Genomic DNA, 12,219 nt, shown 5'->3' on the forward strand with positions numbered 1-12,219 from the left:
TAATCTTCAATTGATATAAGAGCACAAAATTACACTATATTCTTACAATAAATCAAATTGTCTTGGTAACCACAATGTTAAATCTGGGAAATACGTAATTAAGAGCAACACACCTATCATTACTAAAAATAATGGCAATAATGGCTTTATAACTTGCTGTATTTTTAAATCGGCCACACTACATCCTACAAAGAGCACAGAACCTACAGGTGGCGTACATAAACCAATACATAAGTTCATAATCATTATAATTCCAAAGTGAATTGGATCCATCCCTAATTCTGTGACAATTGGTAAAAAGATGGGTGTAAAGATTAAAACTGCAGGCGTCATATCCATAAATACCCCAACAAATAATAATATCAAATTAATGATGATTAGAATTACAATAGGGTTATCACTTATTGATAAAAGTGTGTTACTGATTTCTTGTGGAATATTCTCGTAACTCATTACCCAAGACATAGCAATAGATGTAGAAACCAACAACAATACAATTGCCGATGTTTTAATGGTTTCTAACAAAATTGGTGAAATATCTTTCGCTGTAATTTCTTTGTAAACAAAACCTAAAACTAAGGTATAGATTACCGCAATTGCTGATGCTTCTGTAGCTGTAAAAATCCCAGCTACAATTCCGCCAATTACCACTACCAATAACATTAAACTAGGAAAAGCGTCTATAAATCTTTTAAAAAACTCTTTAAACCCTACTAATTTATCTGTAGGGTATTTTTTGATAATTGAATACACTAAAGCAACTATCATTAAAGCAAAACCAATTAATAATCCTGGTACATAACCAGCAATAAATAATGCTGCAATAGAAACCCCTCCACTTGCTAAAGAATATACAATAAGTACGTTACTAGGCGGAATAATTAAACCTGTTGTTGCACTGGTAATATTTACAGCTGCGCTAAACGATTTGTCATACCCATCTTTTTCCATCATCGGATTCATAAACCCACCAATGGCTGATGCTGCAGCTACTGCAGAACCAGAAATTGCGCCAAATAACATACAAGAAATAATGTTTACAAAAGCCAATCCACCAGGAAGTGGTCCAACTATGGCTTTGGCAAAATTGATAAGCCGAACTGCAATTCCTCCTCTGTTCATAATTTGACCTGCTAAGATAAAAAACGGGATTGCAGAGAGTGTAAAACTATCTAAAGAGGTTGCCATTCTTTGCGCCAATGTAGTTACCGATGGTAAAAACGGCATAGCACTTAATAAGGTAAATAAAGCAGCTAAACCAATTGCAAACGCTATAGGTACTCTTAATGATAAGAAAACCAAAAAGCTAATAACTAAAATAAGGACTTCTACTAAATTCATAATTATGCTTTATTTAATTTTCTTAAATTGATTAATGTATCGATACTATAGTAGCAAATTAAAACTCCAGAAATTGGAACTACCATATAAATAAATCCTAAAGGAATTTCTAGGGTTGCTGATGTTTGGCCAAATTGAAAACTTAATTGCACCAATCTAAATCCACCAATAATCATTACCGTTAATGCAAAAACTGCTATCGATATAAATACAATTCCGTTAAACAACCCTTGTCTTTTTTTAACAACATCTTCTGGAATTAAATCAATTGCCAAATGCAAATTTTTACCTGCTGCATAGGCTGCTCCTAACAAACCCACCCAAATTAATGAGAAACTAGAAATTTCATCAGTAATGGTACTTGGTGCTCTTAACACAAATCTCGAAAAGACTTGCCAAACGACACTAGCAAGCATTAATACTAAAATAAAAAGTACTAATTTTTCTAAAACGCTATCTATTTTTGCTCTCATTATTGTTGATTTTTAATCGAAGTTATTAAAGACTTCATCTCCTCATTTCCATCAAACATTTTTAAAATTCCTTTGGTTTGTTCTTCAAAAGGTTTTTTATCAGGATAAACAACTTGTACACCTGCTTTTTTTACTGCTTCTAAAGATGCTTTTTCTGAATCTGCCCATAATTTTCTTTGTGCAATAGTACTTACTTTAACCGCTTTTCTTACCCAATCTTTCTGTTGATTATTTAAACGGCTCCAAGTATATGTACCTATTAATAAAACATCAGGTACAGCTGTATGTTCATCTAAAGAATAATACTTACAAACCTCATAATGTTTTGAGGTATAAAAGCTTGGCGGATTGTTTTCTGCGCCATCAACAACTCCTTGTTGTAATGCTGTATATAATTCTCCCCAAGAAATGGGTGTTGGAGAACCTCCTAAATCATTCACCATAGCCACAGCCATATTACTTTTTTGTACTCTAATTTTTTTTCCTTTTAAATCTGCAGGAGACTTTATAGGTGCTTCTTTCATATAAAAACTTCTACTTCCAGCATCATAAAATGTTAATCCACGAAGTCTAAATTTTTCTCCCTTTAACAATAAACTTTCACCAATTTCACTATCAAAAACGCTAAATGTATGTGTTTTATCTCTAAACATATAAGGCACACTAAATACTTTATATTCTGGTATAAAGTTTTCTAAAACTGCTGCAGAAACTTTAGTAATATCTAAACTACCAATTTGCAATAATTCCAAACATTCTCTTTCGCCACCTAATTGACCACTTGGATAAATGGTTACTTTGAGTTTTCCTTGTGACTGTTTTTCTAACTCTTCACCAAAAATAACCATTGCCTTATGCACTGGATGTTGCGTGTCCAAAGAATGTCCTAAGCGTAAAGTTGATACTGAAGTGTTTGATTGACAACCCAAAAAGAATAACAAAATAGTTAAAACAAATATGGATTGAAAAAAGTGTTGCTTCTTCATTGTTTAAGGGTGATTAGTTTTTGGTTACTATTAATGGAGTATTTATTTTTTTTGAGAAATCTGACAAATAATTTTCCCATTCTTGTTGAGTTACAAACTGTTTACTTTTTTTCCATCCAAAACCACTATAAAAAACAACTTTGTTATCAATTACGTTTAAATGTAAAAAATGATTGCTTTCGTCTTTTCTAGAAGTTACATATTTCTCAGAATCAAAAAAATAGGGTTTTGTAGTTACAATTCCTGTTCCTACTTCAGAATCATCTAAGGTTTCCCAATGACTTACCCAAAAGTTAGCATCATTATGATTGGTAACCCCTTTTTTATCGTGTAATGTAATTCCTGATGAAATGATTTCTGTTCCTTTTACATCAATCTCAAAACGTGTTAAGTTTTGACCATAATCTAAAGAGATGTGTTTGGTTTCATCTATTTGTTTACCATTAGCATCCCAAGTAGCATAGGTTAACACAAAACTGGTTCTTAACGGACCTGTTGCTATCGTTTTATAAGAAGTAAAGTTTCTCGAGAAATAAAAAGAAGTATCTACTTTTACAGCAGTACCTCCAATACCTCTACTTACACCAACATGAAAATTATCTAAACCTTCTCCATGATCTTTATGATAGGCTCCTTTTTTAACATCGTTTCTTTTGTACCAAGTGTTGATAATTGGATATTCAACACGTTTTAACCAAGCATCTATTCCGCTAGACAAGGTTCCTCCTTTTACACCATCTTCTACCATTTTTTGGGCTACTGGACCAAAAGTTCTAAAAGCAACTCTATTGTTTTCCCAAGTATAATCATCTGTTCTTTCTGGTACAAAACGTGAATAGCAGTAATTAATTACTGAGTCTTGTTTTTTATCAGAAATTGATAACGTATATGTTTTTGTAGCGTTTGCTTTAATTGATGGTTGAAATAAAATCACATCATTTTTACCATCTAAATCTGCATCTACAATTTGAGAAGTAACAACTTTGTTATCAGCATCTAAAACTACTACATCAGCTTGTTTTTCTGCTGCTACTTCAGATATATCTACTTCAACAGTTTCAAAATCTCTATCAATATTTAAAGTATTTTTTACTGTTACTGTTGAAACGATTTCAGCTTTTTTATCACAATTGACAAAAAGAGAAACCGTAAGAAAAAAGAGAACTATTTTTTTCATTTAGATTGATTGTTTAAACCTTTCAGGTTTTAGAAACCTGAAAGGTCTGAATTTTTAATATTTATTCTTCGTTAGAAGGTTTCCCAATAGTTGCTAAGATTCCTCCATCTACATATAAAATATGTCCATTTACAAAATCACTTGCTTTAGAGGATAAAAACACTGCTGCTCCTGCCAAATCATTAGGATCTCCCCATTTTTTAGCTGGAGTTCTGTTCACGATAAAATCATTAAAAGGATGTCCATCAACTCGAATTGGAGCCGTTTGTGAAGTTGCAAAATACCCAGGTCCAATTCCGTTTACTTGTACACCAAAACGTGCCCACTCTGTAGCCATATTTTTAGTTAGCATTACCAAACCGCCTTTAGCGGCTGCGTAAGCCCCAACTGTATTTCTACCTAATTCGCTCATCATAGAACAAATGTTGATGATTTTTCCTGCTTTGCGTTCCATCATTCCTTTGATAACGTGTTTAGAAACAATAAAAGGACTTACCAAATCGATATCAATAACTTGTTTAAAATCTTCAACTTCCATTTCTGACAATGGTGTTCTTTTGATGATTCCTGCGTTGTTGACTAAAATATCGATATTACCTACTTCAGTTTCAATTTTTTTGATGTTTTCAATTACCTGAGCTTCATCTGCCACATTAAACTTGTAACCCACAGCATTAATTCCTGCTGCTTTATACAATTCAACTGCTTTGTCTATTTTTTCTTGTGATGAATTTCCATTCACTACAATAGTAGCTCCTGCTTTTCCTAATCCCATAGCCATAGACATTCCTAAACCATGTGTAGAACCAGTTACCAAGGCTACTTTACCTGTAATATCAAATAATGTTTGAGACATATTGTTATCTTAAATCTGTAATTTTTGTAACATCCATATCATTATAATCTAGGTTTTCACCAGCCATACCCCAAATAAATGTGTAGTTTGACGTACCAGAACCAGAGTGAATAGACCAAGGTGGAGAAATTACTGCTTCGTGATTTTGCATCCAAATATGACGTGTTTCTTGTGGTTCTCCCATAAAATGACAAACAGCTTGTTCATCCATAATATCCATATAGTAATAGATTTCCATTCTTCTATCGTGCACGTGAGCTGGCATGGTGTTCCAAACAGAACCTGTTTTTAATTCTGTCATTCCCATTTGTAATTGGCAAGTTGTTACAATTCCGCCAATAATCATTTGGTTTACAGTTCTATGATTTGCAGTTTCCAAACTACCTAATTCTATTTTGTTTGCTTCTGCTTTTGTAACTTGTTTTGTTGGATAAGCTGTATGCGCAGGTGCAGAATTCATATAGAATTTTGCAGGGTTGTTAGCATCATCACTTTTAAAAACAACCTCTTTAACCCCTTTACCAAGATACAATGCATCTTTATGTAACATTTTAAATTCTTCACCATCAGCAATAATAGTTCCTTTTCCTCCTGCATTGATAACACCAACTTCTCTTCTTTCTAAAAAGTATTCAGCTTTTAAAGGATCTATGGTTTCTAAAATTAATGCTTCTAATGTTGGTACTGCTCCACCAGCCATATATCTATCATAATGCGTATATACCCATTTAATACTTCCTGGTTGCATTAAATCTGGAACTAAAAATTCATCTCTTAATTCTTGTGTGTCGTATTTTTTTACTGCCTGCGGACTTGAAGCATATCTTGTTTCGAAAGTTGTTGCCATCGTTTTTTTTTATTTTTTTATTGTAACTTGATTGATTAGATACTGAATCAAGTTCAGCATTAAAATCTAATCGATTTTATAATGAACGTCTAATCCCTAGTTCTAAGCCTCTTAATTCAGCCAAACCACGTAAACGTCCAATCCCTGAATATCCAGGATTTGTTTTCTTTTTTAAATCGTCTAACATTTTATGACCATGATCGGGTCTAAAAGGCATTCTTACATCTTGTCTTCCTGCTGCAATTCTTTTTTGTTGCTCTAAAATTAACGCTTTTAGTACAGCATACATATCTACATCGCCTTCTAGATGATCTGCTTCATGAAAATTTCCTTCTGCATCACGTTTTGTAGCACGTAAATGAATAAAATGAATTCTATCTCCTAAACGTTCTACCATTCCTGCTAAATCATTATCTGCTCTTACACCAAAAGAACCTGTACAAAAGGTTAAACCATTGTTTGGAGATTGTACTGCGTTGTAAATATCTTCGATATCCTGTTCTGTAGAAACTACTCTTGGTAAGCCTAAAATTGGAAATGGAGGGTCATCAGGATGAATGCACATTAATACACCTGCTTGTTCTGCAGCTGGAATAATTTCTGACAAGAAAGAAAATAAATTTGCTTTTAATTCTTTAGAACCAATATTTTTGTAAGTAGCTAAAATCTGATTGAATTCCTCCAAAGAATATCCTTCTTCAGCACCTGGTAAACCAGCAATAATATTCCTAATTAATCTGGTTTGTTCTTCTTTTGATGAACTTTTGATAAACTCAGCCGCTTTTTGTTTTTGCGCCACAGAATATTCGTTTTCTGCACCAGGTCTTTTTAACAAATACAATTCGAAAGCAGCAAAAGCAGCCGCTTCAAAACGCAATGCTGTAGATTGATCAGATACTTCGTAATCTAAATTGGTACGTGTCCAATCTAAAACTGGCATAAAGTTATAACAAACGATATCAATACCACAAAAACCTAAATTTAAAAGTGTTTGTTTGTAGTTTTCTATATATTTTTGATAATCGCCAGATTTGGTTTTAATATTTTCGTGAATGGGTACAGATTCTACCACAGACCAATTTAAACCAACATTTTCTATGGTTTTTTTTCTTTTGGTAATTTCTTCAACTGTCCAAACTTCTCCATTTGGAATGTGGTGCAATGCAGAAACAATTCCTGTTGCTCCTGATTGTTTTATATCTGATAAAGAAACTGGATCATTGGGTCCATACCAACGCCATGTTTGTTCTAAATTTTGAATCATTTTTTATTTTATCTTTAAAAATTAGCAATTCTTAAACTCCACTATATGCTGCGAAACCACCATCTATGGGTACTACAACTCCTGTTACAAATTTAGAACCCTCTCCACATAACCATAAAGTTGTACCTATTAAATCTTCTGGTTCTCCATATCTACTCATAGGAGTTTGATCTATAATTTGTTGACCTCTTTGTGTTAAACTTCCATCTTCATTGGTTAATAAAGTTCTGTTTTGATCGGTTAAGAAAAAACCTGGAGCCAAAGCGTTTACGCGAATACCTACTTTAGAAAAATGTACTGCCAACCATTGCGTAAAATTAGAAACAGCTGCTTTTGCACCACTGTAAGCAGGTATTTTTGTTAACGGTGTAAAGGCATTCATAGAAGAAATATTTAGTACAGAACATCCTTCTCTACCTACCATATCTTTACCAAAAATCTGTGTTGGTATTAACGTTCCTAGAAAGTTTAAGTTAAATGTAAATTCGATTCCTTTTGGGTCTAAATCAAAAAAAGTTTTAAATCCTTCTGTTTTATTTAATAAATCTTCTGTTTCTAAAAACGGATTAGAAGTAGTGCCTAAAGGATGATTGCCTCCTGCTCCATTTACTAAAATATCCACTTTACCAAAAGCATTATTTATTGTTTGTTTTGCTTTTTCTAGTGATTCTTTTTCTAAGACATTGGCTGCAACACCAATTGCTTCTCCACCTTCATCAATAATTTCTTGGGCAACTTTACTTGCTGCCTCTTTACGTAAATCTAATACTGCAATTTTATTCCCCTCTTTAGCTAATGCTTTGGCTAGTGTGCTACAAAGCACACCTCCTGCTCCTGTTAAAACAATTGTTTTGCTCATTATTTTATTGATTTCTTATTTTTTTAAAATGTGAAAATAAAAAACAAATTAAGTTTAAATATCCTGTACTATCCTTGTTTCCAACCTTTTTTTATCATAATTACTTTAAGATTAATTAAACCAACACATTGTGCATCTAGAAAAAGTTGTGCAAACTGTTATATAACAGTAAATTGTAATTCCTACAAAACAATTTAAGATGTACAACGAGTATAAGATAATCACAAAATATGACTTAATTTAAAAATTAACATCATACACATATGTTTTCAATTTGCAAATAAATATGATAAAAAGAACAAATATTGGACAATATTGACAAAAATCTAAAAATGCATAACCGTTGACTTGTCTTAAGTATGAAGTGGAAATTTATGAATAATAGAAGCTAAAAAGGAAATTAATAATTAATTAACTGCTTAATATCAGTTATTTAAAATTAACCTAATTCACAAAAAAACCATCCTTAAATAGGATGGTTTTTGTGGTCCCACTTGGGCTCGAACCAAGGACCACCTGATTATGAGTACTGGATTGAATTTTTTAAGTATCTTCTGAAACCCTTATAAACACTACCTTTTTTAAAATAAAATTCTTCAAGGAATCAATTCTTGCAAACATTCTTGCAAACATTTCAAGATTAAAACTCTTTTAAACAACCATTCGTTTCGAATAATATCTTTTTATCCAAACTACCGATGTAATGATATGTTGTAAACCGCTGTTTATCTTTGTGACCCATCATTTCTGCAATCCTTTCTAATGGAACTCCATTTTTAGCAAGGTAATTCCCGTAACTATGTCTTGAGGTGGATATGGTCAAAGGAATGGGTAATCCAATTTTAACTCCTATCACTTTTAGGTGTTTGTTATATCCTTTACACATTTTAGAAACCTTATTTTGTATTGTTGTCTTCTTGGGTGGGGTTCTAAATCCTCCAAAGATGTATTCACTTTCTCTATTTCCTATTTTGTCTATCAATTCTCTTAAAGGTTTTATAATTGGGATAGAGAGTTTCCTGACGGTCTTTGTTCTATTCTCAGTTTTCTGTCTCACAAATGAAATAATATCATCATCTATATCGGTCCATTTGAATTGTAAAACATCTGACATATTACTGCCATTGCACAAAAAACAGACTTTCCAATGGTCGTGTGCGTTCTCTTGGTATTTTGTATCAAAAGAGTTAAAAGTCATTAAACTATTAACCTGATTCACAGAAAAGATTTCTTTCTCTGTATTGTACGTTTTAATAGTGTATCGGTTTTTGCCAAACGGAAATTCATAGGTATGGTCTACCATTTTGTTATCTCTACCTAAATTAATTACCGCTTTGAGATTTCTCAAATAAATACTTAAACTGTTGTAATAATTCTCTAATCGACTTTCTCCATCTTTTTCGATTCTTCCGTCTATGTAAAATTGTTCAAAATCGTGTAAAAAATCTTGATCTACATCCTTTATTAGTAAAGATGAATCAAAGGTTTTAATCATGTTTAAAAGTGTCTTATAATGACCCTTAGATTTGTATTGTTGATTTTCATCAAGTTTCTTTATTTTCAGTTGAATTATGTCGACTAATAAATGATCTTTATTGTTTTTTGAAGTATTGGAATTTGAAAGTTGACGTTTCAATTCACTTATTGAAAATGGCTCTAATTTTGCAGCTACTTTTCGAGCGTTATAAGTAAGGTCATCCAATTCCTTTATGAAATGAGATAATTCTTCATCGACCTTACCTTTTTCTATCTTTTTTATTTGAACTTCAGTTAAAGAGGCATTTAATGAAATATGAGTTGTTTTTCGGTTGTGTGTCACCCTCAATCTTACTGGGATTTCTCCATTATTTTTTGGAGTCCTATAATCAAATACCTGTTTGATTGTAATCATAGTTTTACAAAGGGTCTTAAATTGTTGTTTGACTTAGTCTGTTTGACAACTTTACACTTTGTTATAAAATCATCTAAATCGTCCATTAAAAACTTGTTTGACCTCCCAATCTTATAAAAATCGATACTCCTCATAGAACACATTTTATATAAATGTGAAACGGAAATACCTAAGTGGGTTGCAGCTTCTCCAATTGTCATTAATCGTTTATCCATCCTTTTCGTTTTTAAAAATATACATAAAATTATTTTTAAAATCAATCCCCAAATTTAAAATAAACCCAGTTTTTATGCGGCATTTAGATTAATTTAAGTTGATTGGTGTTAGAGAAGTTTGTAAAATATTAGTGCACGAATTATGTTGATAAATAAACTTCTGTTCGATTCCTGGAGGTACCACAAAATTATCCCGTAACTCATTTATAAACAATGATTTACGGGTTTTTTGGTTTTTAGAGTTGCTCCAAAGGTTGCTCGGGAGGTATAAAAAGATAACTGTAAACTGGTTATATTGTGTTCTAAAAGTTAGGTTAAGTTACTAATGACTTAAGTGAAGAATGAAACAACGAATAAAACATTGTGAAGTTTGTAAGGTAGATTTTTCTACGATGTATCGCATACAATATAAAAATCCCAAAGCATGGGTATTTACTTGTAAAGAGTGTCTTGAAGCCGTTAAAGTAGATAATCCCAATTACATGTATGGAGGTACTTGGAAACAGTAATGTAACTTCCTTCAACCTTAACAGGAAGTTAATTGATAAAAAAATAGGCTATTTTACAACAGCCTATTAGATTTGAATACATTCGTAATCCGTTACATTGAATTTATAATTCTCTTTGTTTTACTTTTATTTGATATTGAACTAATTACTACCTTTACCATGATACTATGACAATAGTTTAACGAATAAATGTGTTGCAAAATAATTTAAATAACCTCCTTTGAATAATAGCATCATCTACTTTTACTCCTCCAATTTACAGTAATACTTCCACTAAGACTAAATCTTAATTTAAGTAAACACAAAATTAATTTTACTTAAATTAAAAGTGACAAAAGCCTTTAATTACAACCAACAAGTTATTATTAATATGGTACTGATTGATAGATCGTGTTACAATTCATATATTTTGCTATGACAGATTCATATCCATTAGTTATGTCTGATACATGTGTGGCATACCCATTAATTGCTTTTGAAATAAATTGTGGTGCTGGATAATTAGGATCAAAATCATTCGTGTAGGGATAACCACATGTATCATACAGTGTATGGATCATATCTCCAGAAAACCATAGAACTCTGGACGGTGATCCATTCGCTAAAATTTCATCAATGTATGCTAGGGCTGGAGTCATTATATTTGTACTAACCTGAATAGTGCTACTCCCATTTGTATTATTCCCATAATTACCGCCGCCATTATTATAAAAAACTAATCCAGCATCATTAGGGTCTGCAAAGGTTATATTTACTTGGTTACCTCGAGCATTGCTATAATATTGCTCCAAATCTAAATATAAAGGCAGTGTCCTATCGGCAATGGTCATATTTACAGTATAATTAGTTCCAGAATTTGTATACGATATATATTTCTGATTGCTAGAAATAGTAACATTTTCAGTCTTAGCTGCTGATGACCCATTAGAAAAACTAACCTCATCAAAATTGCTATTAGCATTATAATTATATTCTGCCAGAAATACTTTTGTGCTGCTATTCCAATTATTATTTTCTGAAAACATTAAGTATGTTTTAGTTTCTCTTATGCCATAGTCGTCTGTCGAATATCCTTCTGCATAAAGCGATCCTCCATTATCGGTGAATCCAATTAGCTCGCTCCAGTCAGTTAAACCGATTGCTTTTAACGAATTTGTAGCATTAATTATATTTTTTTGATCTCCACTTAATAGTGCTCCAGGCGAATTGGTAGGGTAAAGTGTTACTGAATTTGAAGCTCCACTGGCCACACTTGTTCCAATGGCATTGGTAGCGGTAACCGAAAAGGTATAAGCGGTACCAATGGTTAAACCTGATACTATTATATCACCACTTCCTGACTGATTTACGGTTGCTGTAATACCTCCTGGAGTTGAGGTAGCTGTGTAGGAAGTAATCGCTGAACCTCCATTGCTTGATGGCGCTGTATATGAAACTGTAACTTCTGCGTTACCTGATGTCACCCCCGTAATTGTGGGAGCGTCTGGACGTGTCTCTGCAAAAGAAAGTGTACCCCATTCTGTTCCGTCATAAAACATAAATCTACCTCCATCAAAATCTGTAACAAAGACCATTAACCCTGCTACTGGGCTTGAAATAGCTTGACGTTGTGCATTAGTCATTCTTGGTATTAATAATCCTTTTGTGGTAGAAGTAATATCTAATGCTGCAGAAGTTGCAGGTGTTGTCGTTCCTATACCCACTTGGGCATACGTTGTTGCAGTTAATACTACTGCAGCTAAAAGTGTGAATAATTGTTTCATTGGTTTATTTAGTTTGTTTTTTATAATTTTTTTGATCT

General features: G+C 32.5%; 12 protein-coding genes. 1 reads left to right on the forward strand and 11 read right to left on the reverse strand.

Features of this window, described 5'->3' with window-relative positions; translation table 11 throughout:
• Nucleotides 1–42 precede the first annotated feature (42 nt).
• The 10 genes from AC2D6T_RS06960 to AC2D6T_RS07005 form a co-directional block, all read right to left on the reverse strand.
• Entirely contained in the window at nucleotides 43–1,341 is a 1,299-nt protein-coding gene (locus AC2D6T_RS06960; protein ID WP_484680975.1) for a TRAP transporter large permease, read from the reverse strand.
• Nucleotides 1,342–1,343: 2 nt separating this feature from the next.
• Entirely contained in the window at nucleotides 1,344–1,814 is a 471-nt protein-coding gene (locus AC2D6T_RS06965; protein ID WP_484680976.1) for a TRAP transporter small permease, read from the reverse strand.
• A complete protein-coding gene (locus tag AC2D6T_RS06970) occupies nucleotides 1,814–2,800 on the reverse strand; it encodes a TRAP transporter substrate-binding protein (RefSeq protein WP_484680977.1) in 987 nt (328 codons plus the stop codon). Before AC2D6T_RS06970 ends, AC2D6T_RS06965 begins: the two co-directional genes overlap by 1 nt.
• A 13-nt stretch (nucleotides 2,801–2,813) precedes the next feature.
• Nucleotides 2,814–3,977 (reverse strand): DUF4861 family protein, encoded by a 1,164-nt coding sequence (locus tag AC2D6T_RS06975; protein ID WP_484680978.1) that lies wholly within the window; start codon nucleotides 3,975–3,977, stop codon nucleotides 2,814–2,816.
• A 61-nt stretch (nucleotides 3,978–4,038) separates the two neighbouring features.
• Complete coding sequence (locus tag AC2D6T_RS06980) at nucleotides 4,039–4,833, reverse strand: gluconate 5-dehydrogenase (protein WP_484680979.1); 795 nt, start codon at nucleotides 4,831–4,833, stop codon at nucleotides 4,039–4,041.
• Nucleotides 4,834–4,837: 4 nt separating this feature from the next.
• A complete protein-coding gene (gene kduI / locus AC2D6T_RS06985) occupies nucleotides 4,838–5,680 on the reverse strand; it encodes a 5-dehydro-4-deoxy-D-glucuronate isomerase (protein ID WP_484680980.1) in 843 nt (280 codons plus the stop codon).
• Between the two features lie 76 nt (nucleotides 5,681–5,756).
• Complete coding sequence (gene uxuA, locus AC2D6T_RS06990) at nucleotides 5,757–6,944, reverse strand: mannonate dehydratase (protein ID WP_484680981.1); 1,188 nt, start codon at nucleotides 6,942–6,944, stop codon at nucleotides 5,757–5,759.
• 31 nt (nucleotides 6,945–6,975) lie between these two features.
• Nucleotides 6,976–7,803: an SDR family oxidoreductase gene (locus tag AC2D6T_RS06995; RefSeq protein WP_298949571.1), complete on the reverse strand. Its 828-nt coding sequence runs from the start codon at nucleotides 7,801–7,803 to the stop codon at nucleotides 6,976–6,978.
• A gap of 640 nt (nucleotides 7,804–8,443) precedes the next feature.
• Nucleotides 8,444–9,694 carry a tyrosine-type recombinase/integrase gene (locus tag AC2D6T_RS07000; RefSeq protein WP_484680982.1) on the reverse strand — a complete coding sequence of 417 codons (1,251 nt, stop codon included), beginning with the start codon at nucleotides 9,692–9,694 and terminating at the stop codon, nucleotides 8,444–8,446.
• On the reverse strand, nucleotides 9,691–9,909 hold the full coding sequence (locus tag AC2D6T_RS07005; RefSeq protein WP_484680983.1) for a helix-turn-helix domain-containing protein: 219 nt from the start codon (nucleotides 9,907–9,909) through the stop codon (nucleotides 9,691–9,693). Before AC2D6T_RS07005 ends, AC2D6T_RS07000 begins: the two co-directional genes overlap by 4 nt.
• Nucleotides 9,910–10,250: 341 nt before the next feature.
• Between AC2D6T_RS07005 and AC2D6T_RS07010 the strand changes: the two genes are divergently transcribed.
• The gene (locus AC2D6T_RS07010; protein ID WP_484680984.1) at nucleotides 10,251–10,418 is read left to right on the forward strand and encodes a hypothetical protein; all 168 of its coding nucleotides are present in this window, start codon (nucleotides 10,251–10,253) and stop codon (nucleotides 10,416–10,418) included.
• Between the two features lie 365 nt (nucleotides 10,419–10,783).
• Here the strand turns inward: AC2D6T_RS07010 and AC2D6T_RS07015 are convergent, their stop codons facing one another.
• Nucleotides 10,784–12,181 carry a fibronectin type III domain-containing protein gene (locus tag AC2D6T_RS07015; protein ID WP_484680985.1) on the reverse strand — a complete coding sequence of 466 codons (1,398 nt, stop codon included), beginning with the start codon at nucleotides 12,179–12,181 and terminating at the stop codon, nucleotides 10,784–10,786.
• Between the last annotated feature and the right edge of the window lie 38 nt (nucleotides 12,182–12,219).

The sequence above is a fragment of the Polaribacter sp. YIW18 genome (assembly GCF_057219325.1).